We start from the raw sequence: 16158 nt of genomic DNA, 5'->3' as shown, positions 1-16158 counted from the left end.
CTGCGCGCCGCAGCCCGCATGATCGCAGATTGGCGTGAAACGGGCGCCGAAGCTCGCGCGGATGCAAGAGGGCCGGGTTGGCATTGAAGCGCGGCAGCACGCTTTGTGGGGCGCATGACACGCAGGCGGATAGGCTAGCTGGTGAGCTCGGCCGCCAGCCTCTCACCCGTTCGCGCTGCCGCCCGTGGACGCCCGAACGATCAACTCCCCCGGCAGCAGACAATCGCGCGCGGTGGTCTGCACGCCCTCGATGCGCTCGTGCAGAAACTCGACCGCGCGATAGCCGATGTCGTAAGTAGGCTGACGGATCGTCGTGATGCCCGTCAGTTCGGCCCACTCGGGGTCGTCGATGGAAAGAAGCGCGACGCGCGTCTGCCAGGCGGCGCCGTAACGCGCCTTGAAATGTAGCGCAAGCCGCAAAGCGACCGGCGCGTTCGCCGCGAACACCGCGACGCGCGCAGCGTTGCCGCCGGCGCTCGCCTGCCGATTCGCGGCGGCAAGCTGCGGAGGCGACTTGAGCGGCAGAGGCGATTGCTGCGACTGGAGCGGGTTAAAAGCGTCAAGCGGGCCAAGCGGTTCATGTGGCTCGTGTGGCTCGTGTGGCTCATGCCGCTCCAGCGACTCACGCGCGGCAACAGGGGCAAGCGCAGCAAACTCCCCAAGCGCGTCGATCGCCCGATCCAGCTCCGCAAGACTGTGCTCTGTCTGCACGGTATCCGCGAGATTTAGCACGAGTGTATGGCCTTGCACCGCGCGTGCATGCTCATGCGCATGGGCCCGCAGCGTGTCGCGAAAGGCCGCCTCACGCAGCCGCCGCGAGCTGACCTGCTCGAACGGCTGCACGACGAACCAGATGTCGCGAAACCCGCCGTCCAGCAGATGCCGCGTGCCCAGCTCCGCCGCCGCGCGATTGTCGAGCCCGACGATATCGGCGACGAGACCTTCGACGGAGCGGTCGACGAGCACCGCCGGAATTCCGCCGCCGCCCACCGGCCGCAGCGACTCCTCACGCACGCCGAGCGCATTCACGATCACGCCTTCCACGCGGTACGTGGTGAGCAGTTGCAGATAGCGCCGCTCCATTTCGACTTCGTTTGCCGCGTGGCAGATGAGCGGCATCAGGCCGAGCGCCTGGCATGCGGCCTCCACGCCTTGCAGCACTTCGACTGTGTAGGGATTGGTCAGGTCGGCGAGCAGCATGCCGATCAGCCGGTTGCGCCCGCGCTTCAAACCACGCGCCATCTGATTCGGCTGATAGTCGAGCCGCTCGATCGCGGCTTCGATCCGCGCGCGCAACTCGGGCGACAACACGCTCATCTCGCCATTCAGATAGCGCGAGATGCTGGTCTTGCCGGTGCCGGCTTCGCGCGCGACGTCGGTGATCGTCGCGCGGCGAAGCGTGCGTTGCGAGGTCGGCGTGTCACTCATTGGGGCAGCCGTCCGGCGTGACGCAATGTCTATCGACGAGGCCCGAGAACAAGCGCTTCATCCCGATGCTCCTCACCGCTGCAGCACTTCGCGATTGACGACGTTGGTCGTGAGCGTGCCGGCCAGCGCGGCGACCAGGTTTTCCGCCGCGTTGCGCGCCATCGCATACCGCGTCTCGTGAGTCGCGGAGCCAATGTGCGGCAGCGCGACGACGTTCGCCATCTGCAGGAGCGGCGAGTCGGCGCCAAGCGGTTCCTTCTCGAACACGTCGAGACCCGCGCCGCCAATCGTGCCGTTCCTGAGGGCCTCGACGAGTGCCTCTTCGTCCACGATCGCGCCGCGCGACGCGTTGATCAGGATTGCGCTTTTCTTCATCGACGCGAGTTCCTTTGCGCCGATCATGTGCCGCGTTTGCGACGTGAGTGGCACCTGCAGGCAGACGAAGTCAGCGGTCCCAAGCAGCTCCTGCAATTCGACGCGGCGCGCGCCATAAGCCGCTTCTGCCTGCGGATTCACGCTGCGGTTCGTGTAAAGCACCTTCATGTTGAAACCGAGCGCCGCGCGCCGCGCCACCGCGCCGCCAATGCGCCCGAGACCGACGATGCCGAGCGTTTTGCCCTGCACGTCCACGCCGAATTGCGCCGGGCCGATGCTGTGCTGCCAGCGCCCCGCCTTCACCCACGCGGCGAGTTCGACCACCCGGCGCGCGCAAGCGAGGATCAGCGAGAACACGGTGTCCGCGGTGGATTCGGTCAGCACGTCCGGCGTATGCGCGAGCACGATGCCGCGCCGCGTGAGATCGGCGACATCGAACTGATCGAAGCCGACGGAGATCGTCGAGAGCGCCTTGAGCCGCGTCGCGCCTTCCAGCATGGCCGGCGTGATCTTCACGCTCGCGCCGATGCCGCCGTCCGCGTCGCGCAACGCGGCGACGAACGCATCGTGGCGAGCGGGATCGACCTGCACGACCTTTGCGTGCCGTTGCAGATACGCGAGCACGTCCTCAGGCAGCGGCTTCCAGGCGACAATTTTCTTCATCAGCTTATTTTCCTTGCAACGGTGTAGCGAGCGTGTGCTTCGGCTGGGCGGCCTGCTGTTGCGGCTTGACGATCAGCGTCAGGATGACCGCGGCGATCAACGCCACGCTCATGAACGCATACGAGGCCGCCGGTGTTCCCGTCGCGCCGTTCAGATAGCCGACCACGTACGAGCCGACGAACGAACCGAGCGCGCCCATGCTGTTGATCAGGGCCATCGCGCCGCCGGCAACGTTTTTCGGCAGCAGCTCCGGCACGATTGCGAAGAACGGACCGTACGGTGCGTACATCGCGGCGCCCGCGATCACGAGCGATGCATACGAAAGCCAGAAGTGCGTGGTGCCGAGCGCGTACGAGGCCGCGAACGCAATCGCCCCGATCAGCAGGAACGGCCAGACAAACGCTTTGCGGCGGTTGAGTTTATCCGATGCCCACGAGGCCGCAAGCATCGCGATGGTCGCGGCCAGATACGGCAGCGCGGAGAGCCAGCCGGTTTCGACCATGCCGAGCGTCGAGCCGTTTTTCAGAATCGACGGCAGCCACAGCACGAAACCGTACACGCCGATGCTCCAGCAGAAATACTGCGCGCACAGCTTGATTACCGCCGACGAGCGGAACGCCTCGCCGTAGTTGCGTACCGGTTTGATCGCAGCCTGCTCGGCGCGCAGCGTTTCGGCGAGCGCGTCTTTCTGCTGTTGCGTGAGCCACGACACCTGCTGCGGCTTGTCCTTCACGATGAACCACCAGCACACGGCCCACAGCACAGCGGGCAGCCCTTCGGCGATGAACATGTTGCGCCAGCCGAACGAATGCACCAGATAGCCGGACACGACCGACATCCACAGCACCGTCACCGGATTGCCGAGAATCAGGAACGTGTTGGCGCGCGAGCGTTCGCTCTTCGTGAACCAGTTGCTGATGAAGATCAGCATGGCCGGCATCACCGCGGCTTCGACCACGCCGAGCACGAAGCGGATCACCATCAACGACGGAATATTGCTGACCATGCCGGTAAGCGCCGCGCAGCCGCCCCACAGCACGAGACTCCAGAACACCAGCTTCTTGACGCTGCGGCGCTCGGCATAGATGGCGCCCGGAATCTGGAAGAAGAAATAACCGAGGAAGAACAGCGCGCCGATCAGCGACGAGAGTCCCTTGCTGATGCCCAGATCCTGATTGATGCCGGCGGCGGCCGCGAAACCGTAGTTGGCGCGGTCGAGATAAGCAAGGCTGTACGTGATGAACACGATCGGCATGATCGCCCACCAGCGGCGAATCGCGAGAGATGATGACATGGGAATGTCTCCTTTTTACGGCTTCCCGAAACGATGATGAACGGAGCTTCTGCGGCGCTTTGCGGCGCTCTTGCTCTTATGAATACGGGTTCGGCGCGGACCCCGCGTTGGCGCTGTCGCGCTTCACGGGACTGCCTGCCTGAATGTGTGCCGATGAGTCCGGCGACGCGCGCCTCACGCAGCGTGCGCGATGCGCGCCGCCTCGCTGCGCTCCAGCGCATCGAGCTCGGCGCGGCTCGGCAATCCTTCCGAATCGCCGATCACCTGAATGGCCAGCGCGCCGATGCGGTTGCCGCGAGCGACGGCCTGCGGCAGCGTGCGGCCCTCCAGCAACGCGCTGATCACGCCGACGGCGAAACCGTCGCCGGCGCCTACCGTATCGACCACTTTCTCGACCGGCTGGCCGGCGATCACGCCGGCCTCGTCGGCGCTGCGAAAATACGCGCCCGCGGCGCCGAGCTTGACGATCACGCCGCGCGCGCCCCGTTCGAGATAAAAGCGGGCGATGTCCTCGGGCTGCGTGTAGCCGGTCAGAATCTCGCCCTCGCCGATGCCCGGCAGCACCCAGTCAGCCAGCGCGGCGAGCGCGTTCAGACCTTCCACCATCGCGGCACGCGAGGGCCACAGCGTCGGGCGCAGGTTCGGATCGAACGAGATCGTCTTGCCGGCTGCGCGCATCTCGCGTGCCAGATGGAACGCAAGTTCGCGCGAGCTTTCCGAGATTGCGGGGGCCACGCCGGTCAGATGTAGATGACGCGCCGGCAGCACATAATCCGCCACGTAGTCCGCGACCGACAGATGGCTCGCCGCCGAGCCGCGGCGGAAATATTCGACGGCTGGATCACTGCCGTCGTCGTTCTTCGACTTCAGCTGGAAGCCGGTTGGATGGCGCTCGTCGGTCGTGACGCAGCGCTGGTCGATGCCTTCCTGCATCAACGTGTCGCGCACGTACTGGCCGAACGAATCGTTGCCGACGCGGCTCATCCAGCCCACCTTGAAGCCGAGCCGGGCGAGGCCGATCGCGACGTTCAGGTCGGCGCCCGCAATGCGTTTGGTGAACTGGCCGACGCGCGCGAGCGGGCCGGTTTCGGCCGCCACGAACATGGCCATGGCTTCGCCGTAGGTGATGATGTCCAGCGCTGCGGCTATGGTGCTCATGCGTTGCTCCTGATGATGCGTCGGCTGTGTCTGTTTTTCCGGCCTGCGGTCGCACGCGGCTCGCTGCTCATGCGGCGGCGAGCCAGGCGACGCGCCGCGTGGCGTCTTCGTCGATACACGTGGCGTCAAGCGGGAACTCGATGCCGCGCGGTACATCGCGCGGCAACTGCTTTAGAACGGCGGCAAAGCGGGCGTCGTCGGCGGCGGGCGCAGCGGCAAAACGACGTGCGCCCTCGCCCGCCGCGCTCTTGCAATGCACGTATTCGACGTACGGCGCGAGCGCCAGGGCCGCGTCAAGCGCCGGCACGCCGCACCACGCCCAGTTGCCGACGTCGAACGTCATGCCGATAAGGCCCGCGTGACCTTCGTTTTCCAGAGCAGCGAACAGGTCGACGAACTGGCGCAGCGAGCCGCCTTGCGTCAATTGACCGTTTTCGGCGACGAGCCGGACCTCGACCCCTCGCAACTGCGCGGCAATCGCATCGCCATGCGCTTCGCGGACAAATCCGCCGAGTTGCAGCTTGACGAAGCGCGCGCCGAGTGCGGCGGCTTCGTCCAATGCGCGGCGCAGCGCGGGGCCATCGAGCTGGCCGTCGTCTGCGTAGAGCGACGCTGGGCTCGAGTACACCGACCATAAACCCAGTTGCGCAATCTGCTCGCCTAGCGCCGCGAGGCGATCCGGTGCGGCATCGGCCTCGTGACAGAACAACTCCCGGCGCACTTCGAAACCGGCGGCTCCGGCGCGGCGGCTCGCTTCTGCCCACTTTCGATGACCCGAAGCGCGCACCGCGTCGGCACCGAATGCACTGGCGACGATTGCTATTTCCACTGCCTTCGACATTGGCCTAAGTTCGATGATCCAGGCTTTTGGAACCGGTTCCAAAAGCGGGTTTTAAAAAAGCGCCGAAGCGCTACGATGGCTGAATAGTGCGCCGGCGTCCGGGACCGGCGCCATAGTGGAAATCCCCAGGCGATCAATTGTCAGGGCCGCGCGTGGGTCGGCAAGCCTACCTACCATTGGCAACACAAAGCGCCAGGAACTGCTGGACCGCGCGTGAGGGCGCGCTCGCGTGCGGCACCACAATGGAGAGCCGGCGCGTCAGCGGCTGGGGGCTCAGCGAAAAAACGCGCAGTGCGCCGTTTTCATGGCGCATCGACATCGCCGACACGAAGCCGATGCCCATACCCGCCCGCACCGCCTCCTTGACGCCCTCCACGCCGGCAATCTCCAGCGCTACGCGCATCGGCACGCCCGCGCGGGCGAACGCACGCTCGACAATCTGCCGCACGCCCGAGCCGGCTTCGCGCACGATCAGCGGCTCGGCGCCGAGCTGCGCCAGATCGAGCCGCGAGCCTGCGACGCCGTGCGGGCTCGGGGGGTCTTGCGGGTGTTGGGCTTCTTGCGAGCCCTCCGCGCCCCCACCGCCCGCGAGCCGATGCGCGCGCGGCATGATCGCCACGATTTCATCCTCGTGCCAGGCGTGCACAGCGGTGTCAGGCGGCAAATCCGTGCCTACCGGCCCCTCTATCAGCGCGATGTCGACCGAACCCAGCGCGCCAATGATGTCGGTCGTATTGCCGTCGACGGTATGCAGCGCCACTTCCGGATAACGCCGATGAAAATCCGCGAGCAGGTAAGGCAGCAGGTAACTGGCCGGCGTGGTCGTCGCGCCGATCCGCAACGTGCCCTGCTCCAGGCCGCGCAGCGCATCGCGGTACGCGTGCGCCTGGCGCCACGTGTCGCGCAGCCGCGCGGCATATTGCGCCAGTTGCTCGCCCGCCGCCGTCAGGCGCACGCCGCGACCGTCGCGCTGATAAAGCGGCTCGCCGAATTCATCCTGAAGCTGGCGCAGCTGGCCAGATACCGCCGGCTGCGACAAGTGCAACGCGACCGCTGCTCGGCTGATATTCAAATGCTCGGCTACGGCGGCAAAGGTTATAAGCTGGTCCGGGGTCATAGAACTCAAATATCGGATTTACAGATACTTTTCATTCTAAATCACGATTTTTCATATTCATATATCTAACTTAGGATTAGACCCATCGAATCCAGTCAGTCCACGAAGGCTGCCACCATGACCACCGCCCACGTCACCGCCACCCCTGCCGAAGCATCGTCCGCGCGCGGCCAGTTAAACGGCATCCTGTTCGTCGCGCTCTTCGCCGCCGCCGTCACCCACATCGCAAACATTCCCGCCATCGCCGGGTTCGGCCTGAGCCCGCTGATTGTCGGCATCGTGGCAGGCGCGCTGTACGGCAACGCGCTGCGCGACGGCATGCCGGCAAGCTGGGCGGCCGGCGTCAACTTTTCGGCGCGCAAGCTGTTGCGCATTGCCGTGGCCTTTTTCGGGCTGCGCGTGAGTGTCCAGGAAATCGCCCAGGTCGGTTTGCCGGGCCTCGCCGAGTCGGTGCTGGTGGTCGTGAGCACGCTTGTAATCGGCACGTGGGCCGGCATGAAGATCATGAAGCTCGACCGCGACACGGCACTCCTCACGGCAGCGGGCAGCGCTATCTGCGGCGCCGCGGCGGTACTCGCCTTCGAGTCGGCTTTGCAATCGAAGCCGCACAAGAGCGCGATGGCCGTCGGCAGCGTCGTGCTGTTCGGCACGCTTTCCATGTTCCTGTATCCGGTGCTGTTCAACGCGGGCTGGCTGCATCTGGACACAGTCGGCGCCGGCCTCTTCTTCGGCGGCACGATTCACGAGGTGGCGCAAGTGGTCGGCGCGGCGAGCAACCTGAGCCCGGAGGCCACGCATATCGCCACCATCGTCAAGATGACTCGCGTCATGCTGCTTGTGCCGGTGCTGCTCGCAGTCGGGCTGTGGGTCAACCGCACCGCGCGCCGCCACGCATCTTCCGCGAACTCGCACGCAGGCGCTTCGGGTCATCAGCATCGCAGCGGCAAACTCGCGGTTCCCTGGTTCGCGCTCGGCTTCCTCGCTTGCGTGGCAATCAATTCGCTGCACATGCTGCCGCAATCCGCCACCGCCACGCTCAACACGCTGGACACCTTCGCGTTGACGATGGCCATGACCGCGCTCGGCATCGAAACACGCATTTCGCAGATTCGTGAGGCAGGTCCGCGGGCGCTCACCACCGGCCTGATTCTGTATGTATGGCTGATCGCGGGCGGACTAGGTATTACATGGGCTGTCCAGCGCCTGTTCGGCTAAACCGCTCTTCGCTCGAACACACCCCGCCGCGTGCGGGGTTTCTTGCGTTTGCAAAAGCGTTCGGCGCCGCCGCGCGGCATACTGGCTGGCGTGCGAAGAACGCGACAGGCGCTGGCGGCCACCTGCGGCATGGGCAACCTCGGCGACATTGCGAGCTCAGCAGCAGGTGCGGCACGTGCGACACATACGACACGCGCGGTACGAACAGCACGGACGGCGCCGCCCTGCAACGACCCCGCACCGCCCAAGGAGCGCACGCGTTCGGCACAGCGTTCCTGCAACCCGAATGAGGACAGATCGATGAGCCTGCAACTTTACTATTGGGACGGTCTGCAAGGCCGTGGCGAATTCGTGAGGCTGGCGCTTGAGGAAGCCGGCGCGGACTACGTCGAAGTGGCGCGCGGCGAGCCGTCCAAAGGGCTCGGCACCGACGCGATGATGGCTGTAATGAAAAGCCGCGACGAGCCTTATCCACCCTTCGCCCCGCCGTTTCTGAAAGACGGCGATCTGGTGATCTCCCAGACCGCGAACATTCTGTTTTATCTGGGACCGCGGCTGAACCTCGCCCCGTCCGTGGAAAGCCTGCGTTATGTGGCAAACGGCCTGCAACTGACCATCGCCGACGTGGTGACCGAGGCGCACGACACGCATCATCCACTTGCAACGAGCCTCTATTACGAAGACCAGAAAGACGCCGCGAAAGCCCGCGCGCACGACTTCATCGACAACCGCATTCCGAAGTTCATGAAGTATTTCGAGCGCGTGCTGGAGCAGAACCCCGCCGGCGACAAATACATGGTGGGCGACTCGCTCACTTACGTCGACCTCTCCATGTTCCAGCTGATCGACGGACTGCTTTACGCCTTTCCGCGCGCGCTCAAGCGCTTTGCCGTGCACTATCCGCGGCTCGCCGCCTTGCATGCCGCCGTGCAGGAACGACCCAATATCGCCGCCTATCTGCAGTCGGAGCGCCGCATCGAACACAACGAGGCGTGCATCTTCAGGCACTACCCCGAACTCGACAAGGCGGCGGCTTGACCGCCACCGTCGTTTCCCGGCCCCGCCCGGCCCTGCGCCCGCCCCGTCCAGCGGGCGCGCGTCTGTTGCCGTGCGCGTTCTTCAACCTTTCCTGCCACCCAGTACCGCCCACGTGCTTTCATTCCTGCTGAAGCTGCGCACCCGCGCCCAAGACCTTTTCCGTCTCTCCGACGCCCACACCATGCTGGTGTGGTCGGTGGTGGTGGGCGTCGGCGGCGCTTTTGCGACCATCGCCTTTCGCATGGGCATCGAGATGCTGCAAATTGCCGTCTCCGGTCACTCCGGTAGCTTCGTCGAAATGGCGCGCGGTCTGCCGTGGACGGTACGCATCTGGCTGCCGGCGGCCGGTGGGCTGATCGCAGGCTTCCTGCTGCTGGTCGCCCGGCGTCACGCGGACAAATGCAATCACGTCGACTACATGGAAGCCGTGGCGATCGGCGACGGCGTGGTGCCCGTCAAGCTGAGCCTGTGGCGCAGCGTCTCGTCGCTGTTCACGATCGCAAGCGGCGGCTCGATTGGCCGCGAAGGTCCGATGGTGCAGTTGGCCGCGCTGGCCGCCTCGCTCATCGGGCGCTGGGTGCATTTCGATCCGCCGCGCCTGCGCCTGCTAGTCGCATGCGGCGCGGCGGCCGGTATCACGTCCGCGTACAACGCGCCGATTGCGGGCGCGTTTTTCGTCACGGAGATCGTGCTCGGCTCCATCGCAATGGAAAGCTTCGGGCCCGTGCTGGTCGCAGCGGTCGTCGCGAACATCACGATGCGCGAGTTCGCCGGCTACAAGCCGCCGTACGAGATGCCGGTGTTCCCGCCGGTGGCGGGTATCGAGGTGCTGCTCTTCGTCGCGCTTGGCCTGCTGTGCGGCGCGGCTGCGCCGCAATTCCTGCGGCTGCTCGACGGCTCGAAGGCACTGTTTCGCTCAATGCGGATACCACTGCCGGCCCGGCTCGCGCTCGGCGGACTGGTGGTCGGCGTGCTGTCGGTCTGGGCCCCCGAGGTGTGGGGCAACGGCTACAGCGTGGTCAACTCCATCCTGCATTCGCCGTGGACGTGGACCGCGCTCGTCGTCGTGCTGGTGTTCAAGCTGATGGCCACCGCGGCGACCGCGGGTTCGGGCGCCGTGGGCGGCGTGTTCACACCGACGCTCTTTGTCGGCGCGGTGGTCGGCTCGCTGTTCGGCCAGGGCATGCACGCGCTGTGGCCGCACGGCACCTCGGCGCCGTTCGCGTATGCGATGGTCGGCATGGGCGCATTTCTGGCGGGCGCCACGCAAGCGCCGCTCATGGCAATTTTGATGATCTTCGAGATGACGCTGAGCTACCAGGTGGTGCTGCCGCTGATGCTGTCGTGCGTGGTCGCATACTTCGTGGCGCGCGCGATCGGCAAAACGTCGATGTACGAGATCACGCTACGCCGCAACGAGGAGGAGCTCGAACGCACGCGACTGCGCGCCACGCAGATGCGCGAGCTGATCCGACCGGCCCAAACCGTGGTGCCGCCTAATGCAACCGTGCACGACATGACGCGCGTGTTCCTCGAATATCCGGTGAAGTATCTGTATGTGGCCAACGAGTCCGGCGCGTTTCTCGGTGTGGTCGCGCTCAAGGACATCACGTCCGATCTGCTCGATAAACGCGACACCTCGACGCGAACCGCTGCGGACTATCTGCAGCCGCATTTCGATGTGCTCACGCCCGACATGCCGCTTGGCGTCGCGCTGCAGCGCTTCATGGCATTTCAGGGCGAGCGCCTGCCGGTGGTCGAAAGCGCCGCCCATCCGCGGCTTGCGGGCGTGGTCTATAAGACGTCGCTGCTGGACGCGTATTTCCGCATGAATCCGACGCGCTGACAGGGGTCTTGTGCCGCTTCGGCGGCCCGGCGCTCCGGCGACCCAGTGGCCCAGTGGCCCAGTGGCCCAGTGGCCCGGCGACCCAGTGGCCCGGCGACCCAGTGGCTCGGCGACCCATTGGCCCGGCGCTCCCGGCGCTCCCGGCGGCCCCGCGGCGCGTCCGGCGCGCTCGCGCCAAGCCGCGCCAAGCCGCGCAGAGCCCGCGCAGAGCCGCGCAAAGAAGCGCAAAGTCTCTACAATGAAACGACGCTGCGGCGGCCCGCTCGCGGCGCGGCTTACGCCACGACGGGCGCACCGGAGTGCGGCCGTGCCCGCCATTCAACCGGAGCGAAGATGAGCGAACCGTCATCAGACGCCGTGCGCCGCGATGAGGCCGGCTGGATCTTTGTGCATATCGAAGGCGAGCCGTACGACCGCGGCGAACAGCACGGCCAGTTGCTCGCGACGGAAATCCGTAACGCGATCCGCACCGCCCGCTATCTGGCGAAGTGGGACACCGGCGAGGATTTCGACACGTTCGTCGCGGCCGCCGTCGCCCAGTTCGGCAGTAAGCTCGATACCGAATTCGCCGACGAGATCCAGGGTATTGCGGACGGCGCGAAGCTGCCGTTCGCGGAAGTGCTGGCGTGGAACGGATACATGGACCTGCTGCAAAGCTGGTGGCCCGCCCACGTCGCGCAACAGAAGCCCGACCTCGGGCTCAAACCGTGGCGCGGCCGGCGCGGCCATCATTGCAGCGCGTTCATCGCCACGGGCCGCGCGACACGCGACGGCCGCATCGTCATGGCGCACAACTCGTGGGACCGCTACGCCGCCGGCGACGCGTTCAACGTCGTATTCGACATCGTTCCGGACCGGGGCAACCGCATTCTGATGCAGGGCTTGCCCGGCTGCATCTCCAGTCTCACCGATTTCTGGATCACGGCCGCCGGACTGATGGTGACAGAGACCACCATCTCGAACTTCGTCGGCTACAACGCGGCGGGCGCACCGGAGTTCTACCGCTCGCGGCGGGCGTCGCAATACGCGAACAGCATCGGCGAATGGTGCGAAATGTTCGCGATCGCCAACAACGGCGGCTATGCGAACAGCTGGCTGCTCGGCGACACCAGGACGGGCGAAATCGCGCGCTACGAACTGGGGTTGCACTACTCGGGCTTCGAAAGCACGAAAGATGGCTTCTACAGCGGCTACAACACGGCGACCGACCTGAAGATCCGCAATCAGGAATGCATCGGCGAAGGCGAGGACTATACCGACGTGCGCAAGAACGGCGCGCGGCGGCTGCGCTTCATGCAGCTGGAGGCGATGCACCGCGGCAAGATCGACGCCGAGCTTGCCAAGGCGATGATCGCCGACCACCACGACGTCTATCTCGACCGCAACGACAACCCGTGTTCACGCACGATCTGCGGGCATCTGGAACTGGACGACGCGCGCTTCGGCGGCTCGGACCACGGGCCGTTCAATCCCTGGGGTGCGAACGACGGCAAGGTGACCGACAGCGAGATGGCGCGCGACATGGCGTTCAGCGCGCGCTGGGGTCATCCGTGCGGCCGTCCGTTCGACGCTCAGGCATTCATGAAACGGCATCCGCAATGGAACTGGCTGAACGGCTATATGCGGGACCGGCCTTCGTGGCCGTGGACGCGCTTCGAGGCCCTGCAATAGCCGATGCAGCAGCAACGGCGGGCAGGCGTGAACACCTGAAGATTGCCGCCCTGTTGCTGCCATTCCCGCGCCATCATTGGCGATCTACAATGAGTAGTCTCGACGGGTGCGTTGCAGAAATCGCGCGCCGCTCGTGAGCAAAGCGCGCGGCCTTGCAGCCCGGCCCCCGCGCGGCTTGCGCTTTCCTTTCGACGCGGGGACGGCACAGGCCTTGCTGAACGCATAGCGCCGCATGAGCTTAGGAGGTCGGGCATGAAAACCTCGACACTGTTGACCATGGTGACGCTGTCCGCTTCGTGCTTTGCCGCGCCGGTTCACACAGCGCAGGAAAGCACGCCGGCGAACGCCCTCGCCGCCCGCGCGAACGCCGCGCCCGTCGCCCCCGCGGCGCCTGACGTGGCGGTCACGGACGACAATCGTCCACAGCAATGGCAGCACATCGTCTTGCCAAAGTCGCGGCATCCGCAACGCGGGTTCGCGGCGCACAATGAGCGCCTGCAGACCTGAGAGCGACGCTTGGGCGCGGGTTTGCCCCGACCGGCCGCGACCCGGGGGGGGCGAGTGCGGCGCGCCGGCTCATTTTTGGCAGTATCCGGTTCCGGGCCGATGGGAGCCGAGATCCGCGCGCGGCCGCCATCATTCATTTTTTAACCGTATCCGCAGGAGCGCTTGCATGACGACATCGTCCATCCCCGGGGAATCCATCGACCTGCAGATTTCCGACGTGCTTGGCGAAGTCCGCTTCCCGGCCAACAAGGACACGCTCGTCGACGCAGCCCGCGAGGCGGGCGCGAGCAACGAGGTGTTGGCGATGCTCGACGGTCTGCCTGAGCAGGATTACGCGGACGTCGATTCGGTCACGCGACTGATCGGCGGGAATTTCGGGCCGGGTTTGAGCGCGTGAGCGGGTCGGAGCGCTTTGGCCCGTCGGCGTGCCCGGCCGGGCCCGAGCCCGTGAGCGCCCGCGAGCCCCTGACCGGCGCCGCGCAGAGCCCGCCGGGCACCGATGCCCCAGCGTCTGCGCGAGCCGCAGCCGCAACGTCGGTGGAAAAACAAGGCGTGGACTGGATCTACCGCTCGCCGCCGTCGGCAGCCGCGGCGGGCGCGGACGGCATCGAGCGGATCGAAGCGTTTTTCCACGGCGCCGGCTACGCGATGCACCGCCACGACACCTACGCGATCGGGCGCACGCTCGCCGGCGTGCAAAGCTTTCGCTATCGCGGCAGCATGCGTCACAGCCTGCCCGGCGGCACCATGGTCCTGCACCCCGACGAGCCGCACGACGGCCAGGCCGGCACCGGCGAAGGGTTCCGGTATCGCATGATCTATGTGGACCCAGCGCTGTTCCAGCAAACGCTCGGCGGGCAGCCGCTGCCGTTTGTCAACGGCGGACTGTCGGACGATCCGCGCCTTTTTGCGGCCACGCACAACGTGCTCAGCAGTATGGATCGCGCGATGAATCCGCTGGAACAGGACGACGGCCTCTACGAACTGGCGATGGCGCTACACGCGGCAGCCGGCGCCCGCCCGACGCGCCGCCCGGTGGATTTCGGCGCCGCGCGGCGGGCCCGCGAATATCTGCTGGCGTCGCTCGAGCACGCGGTGACGCTCGACGAGCTAGCGGCCGCCGCCGGACGCGACCGCTGGAGCCTGTCGCACGACTTTCGCGCGCTCTTCGGCACGAGCCCGCACCGCTATCTGACGATGCGGCGGCTCGATCGCATGCGTCAACTCGCGCTCGCCGGCATGCCGCTCGCGGACGCCTCTGCCGCCAGCGGCTTTGCCGACCAGAGCCATATGACGCGGCACTTCAAGCGCGCGTGGGGCGTGGCGCCGGCGCAGTGGCTCGAGATGCTGGGGATTTCATCGCGAGACAAGGGCTAGCGCGGAAAACCCAGCGGGAAAACGCGATGCAGAAAGCAGAAAGCAGCATAAAACTCAACGCAAATCGCAATTAAAGGCGCAGCGCGAAACGCAATTCAAAGTTACAGCGCCAAAGTCCCGCCCCTCCCACCGCGCGCGCCCACAAACGTTCAAGACCTCCGCGCGCGGCACGCGCTACGCTTCTTCCCGAAACAGCCACCATCTTTCGAAGGAGCACCGCATGTCCGACACTCTCACGAACCAGAAGCGCTACCGCGCGGTCAATTTTGCGGAAAAACTCGCGCTGTTCGACGACCAATGGCAGGCACGCGTCGTCGCGGAAATGAACGACTACCAGTTCAAGGTCGTGCGTATCGAAGGCGATTTCGTGTGGCACCAGCATGCGGACACCGACGAAACCTTCATCGTGCTGGACGGCCAGTTGCGCATCGACATGCGCGACGGTTTCGTGATGCTGTCGGCGGGCGAAATGTTTGTCGTGCCCAAGGGCACCGAACACAAGCCGTTCGCCGAACGCGAGGTCAAGCTGCTGCTGGTGGAGCCGCGCGGTGTGCGCAACACCGGCGAGGAAACCGGCGAACGCACGGCCGTCAACGATCTCTGGATCTGAGCGGCGGCGGCATTCAGGCAGGCAGCGACGCAGCCGCGGCCGCTCGCGGCCAGCCGGCCCGGCCCGCCGATGTCCTAAGCGGATGCGCGTGCTTCGGGGGCCGCGCGGTGCGCGCCGGCGCGGTGGCGTCCGACTGGAAATGCTCGACCAGGTGATCGACAAAGGTCCGCACCTTCGCCGGCAAGTGAAGGCGGCTCGGATAAGCAATCGTAATTTCAATCTCGGGCAGACGGTAATCGCCCAGCAATTCGACGAGCCGGCCGCCCGCCAGGTCCCGCCCGATCAGATAGCTCGGCAGGATCGCGACGCCCATGCCGAGTAGCGCGAACTGCCGCAGCATCTCGCTGTTGTTCGCCGCAATCGCGTTCACGGGCCGCACGCGGACAGGCCCTTGCGGTCCGCTGAACACACGCTCCTCGCCGCCCTGCTCCGGCGGCCGGCTCAGGCACGGATGGCTGCGCAGATCTTCGGGCCGCGTCGGCGTACCGTGGCGCTCCAGGTAAGCCGGCGTCGCGCAGACGGTCAACTGACAGGTGGTCAAGCGCCGCGTGACGATGCTCGCGCTGCGTGCCGGTCGTCCGATCAGGATGCCGACGTCGAAGCCTTCGTCGACGAGGTCCGCCTGCCGGTCGGCAAGCGTCACATCGGGAACCACGTCAGGATAGCGCGCAGCGTAGGACTGCACCGCCGACGCCAGACTTTGCAGCCCGAACACCACCGGCGCCACGATGCGCAACGTGCCCACCGGCTCATGATGACGCGCCGCCAGCATCTGCTCGACGCCTTCGAGGTCGTCGAGTATGTGGCGCACGCGCTCCAGATAGGTCGCGCCCGATTCGGTGAGCGAAAGACGGCGCGTGGTGCGATTGAGCAGCCGCGTGCCGAGACGCGCCTCCAGATCCGCCACATGACGGGTCACCACAGCGGTGGAAAGATCCAGCGAAGTTGCCGCGCGAACGAAGCTGCCGAGGTCCGCCACCTTGACGAACACGCGCATGGACTGCAATTGATTCATGGG

Annotated in this window: 15 protein-coding genes; 8 read left to right on the top strand and 7 right to left on the bottom strand. The window is 66.0% G+C overall.

Annotated features, from left to right (window positions below; genetic code table 11):
• Positions 1-162: 162 nt before the first annotated feature.
• The 6 genes from F757_RS36675 to F757_RS0124915 form a co-directional block, all read right to left on the bottom strand.
• Positions 163-1428: a LacI family DNA-binding transcriptional regulator gene (locus F757_RS36675; protein ID WP_027213761.1), complete on the bottom strand. Its 1266-nt coding sequence runs from the start codon at positions 1426-1428 to the stop codon at positions 163-165.
• A 72-nt stretch (positions 1429-1500) separates the two neighbouring features.
• Entirely contained in the window at positions 1501-2466 is a 966-nt protein-coding gene (locus F757_RS0124935) for a 2-hydroxyacid dehydrogenase (protein ID WP_027213760.1), read from the bottom strand.
• 4 nt (positions 2467-2470) lie between these two features.
• A complete protein-coding gene (locus F757_RS0124930; RefSeq protein WP_027213759.1) occupies positions 2471-3760 on the bottom strand; it encodes an MFS transporter in 1290 nt (429 codons plus the stop codon).
• 174 nt (positions 3761-3934) lie between these two features.
• Entirely contained in the window at positions 3935-4918 is a 984-nt protein-coding gene (locus F757_RS0124925) for a sugar kinase (RefSeq protein WP_027213758.1), read from the bottom strand.
• 67 nt (positions 4919-4985) lie between these two features.
• Entirely contained in the window at positions 4986-5759 is a 774-nt protein-coding gene (locus F757_RS0124920) for a sugar phosphate isomerase/epimerase family protein (protein ID WP_027213757.1), read from the bottom strand.
• A 166-nt stretch (positions 5760-5925) separates the two neighbouring features.
• A complete protein-coding gene (locus F757_RS0124915; RefSeq protein ID WP_027213756.1) occupies positions 5926-6876 on the bottom strand; it encodes a LysR family transcriptional regulator in 951 nt (316 codons plus the stop codon).
• A gap of 117 nt (positions 6877-6993) precedes the next feature.
• On the opposite strand from F757_RS0124915, the gene F757_RS0124910 reads away from it, so the two are divergent.
• From F757_RS0124910 to F757_RS0124875, 8 genes are all read left to right on the top strand, one after another.
• Entirely contained in the window at positions 6994-8091 is a 1098-nt protein-coding gene (locus F757_RS0124910; protein ID WP_027213755.1) for a YeiH family protein, read from the top strand.
• Positions 8092-8391: 300 nt separating this feature from the next.
• A complete protein-coding gene (locus F757_RS0124905; protein ID WP_027213754.1) occupies positions 8392-9129 on the top strand; it encodes a glutathione S-transferase in 738 nt (245 codons plus the stop codon).
• 112 nt (positions 9130-9241) lie between these two features.
• Entirely contained in the window at positions 9242-10975 is a 1734-nt protein-coding gene (locus F757_RS0124900) for a ClcB-like voltage-gated chloride channel protein (protein ID WP_027213753.1), read from the top strand.
• A gap of 333 nt (positions 10976-11308) precedes the next feature.
• Positions 11309-12646, top strand: a complete 1338-nt coding sequence (locus F757_RS0124895; protein WP_027213752.1) for a C45 family autoproteolytic acyltransferase/hydolase — start codon at positions 11309-11311, stop codon at positions 12644-12646.
• A gap of 252 nt (positions 12647-12898) precedes the next feature.
• Positions 12899-13153: a hypothetical protein gene (locus F757_RS0124890; protein WP_027213751.1), complete on the top strand. Its 255-nt coding sequence runs from the start codon at positions 12899-12901 to the stop codon at positions 13151-13153.
• Positions 13154-13319: 166 nt separating this feature from the next.
• Positions 13320-13550, top strand: coding sequence for a DUF2795 domain-containing protein (locus F757_RS0124885; protein ID WP_027213750.1), 231 nt, complete (start codon positions 13320-13322; stop codon positions 13548-13550).
• 155 nt (positions 13551-13705) lie between these two features.
• Positions 13706-14530 carry an AraC family transcriptional regulator gene (locus F757_RS0124880; protein WP_232221454.1) on the top strand — a complete coding sequence of 275 codons (825 nt, stop codon included), beginning with the start codon at positions 13706-13708 and terminating at the stop codon, positions 14528-14530.
• Positions 14531-14750: 220 nt separating this feature from the next.
• On the top strand, positions 14751-15140 hold the full coding sequence (locus F757_RS0124875) for a cupin domain-containing protein (protein ID WP_027213748.1): 390 nt from the start codon (positions 14751-14753) through the stop codon (positions 15138-15140).
• A 13-nt stretch (positions 15141-15153) separates the two neighbouring features.
• Here F757_RS0124875 and F757_RS0124870 read toward each other — a convergent pair whose 3' ends face one another.
• On the bottom strand, positions 15154-16155 hold the full coding sequence (locus F757_RS0124870) for a LysR family transcriptional regulator (RefSeq protein WP_027213747.1): 1002 nt from the start codon (positions 16153-16155) through the stop codon (positions 15154-15156).
• Between the last annotated feature and the right edge of the window lie 3 nt (positions 16156-16158).

It is taken from the genome of Burkholderia sp. WSM2232, from assembly GCF_000472545.1.
Lineage (GTDB): Bacteria > Pseudomonadota > Gammaproteobacteria > Burkholderiales > Burkholderiaceae > Paraburkholderia.
Note: the sequence above shows the minus strand (reverse complement) of the source record. Positions and strands in the feature narration are given on the sequence as shown.

Excerpts from the sequence above, each read along its gene's own strand:
- F757_RS0124905 (WP_027213754.1), top strand. The coding sequence starts at position 8,392 with ATGAGCCTGCAACTTTACTATTGGGACGGTCTGCAAGGCCGTGGCGAA.
- F757_RS0124925 (WP_027213758.1), bottom strand. The coding sequence starts at position 4,918 with ATGAGCACCATAGCCGCAGCGCTGGACATCATCACCTACGGCGAAGCC.
- F757_RS0124885 (WP_027213750.1), top strand. The coding sequence starts at position 13,320 with ATGACGACATCGTCCATCCCCGGGGAATCCATCGACCTGCAGATTTCC.
- F757_RS0124870 (WP_027213747.1), bottom strand. The coding sequence starts at position 16,155 with ATGAATCAATTGCAGTCCATGCGCGTGTTCGTCAAGGTGGCGGACCTC.
- F757_RS0124935 (WP_027213760.1), bottom strand. The coding sequence starts at position 2,466 with ATGAAGAAAATTGTCGCCTGGAAGCCGCTGCCTGAGGACGTGCTCGCG.
- F757_RS0124920 (WP_027213757.1), bottom strand. The coding sequence starts at position 5,759 with ATGTCGAAGGCAGTGGAAATAGCAATCGTCGCCAGTGCATTCGGTGCC.
- F757_RS36675 (WP_027213761.1), bottom strand. The coding sequence starts at position 1,428 with ATGAGTGACACGCCGACCTCGCAACGCACGCTTCGCCGCGCGACGATC.
- F757_RS0124910 (WP_027213755.1), top strand. The coding sequence starts at position 6,994 with ATGACCACCGCCCACGTCACCGCCACCCCTGCCGAAGCATCGTCCGCG.
- F757_RS0124930 (WP_027213759.1), bottom strand. The coding sequence starts at position 3,760 with ATGTCATCATCTCTCGCGATTCGCCGCTGGTGGGCGATCATGCCGATC.
- F757_RS0124890 (WP_027213751.1), top strand. The coding sequence starts at position 12,899 with ATGAAAACCTCGACACTGTTGACCATGGTGACGCTGTCCGCTTCGTGC.
- F757_RS0124895 (WP_027213752.1), top strand. The coding sequence starts at position 11,309 with ATGAGCGAACCGTCATCAGACGCCGTGCGCCGCGATGAGGCCGGCTGG.
- F757_RS0124915 (WP_027213756.1), bottom strand. The coding sequence starts at position 6,876 with ATGACCCCGGACCAGCTTATAACCTTTGCCGCCGTAGCCGAGCATTTG.
- F757_RS0124875 (WP_027213748.1), top strand. The coding sequence starts at position 14,751 with ATGTCCGACACTCTCACGAACCAGAAGCGCTACCGCGCGGTCAATTTT.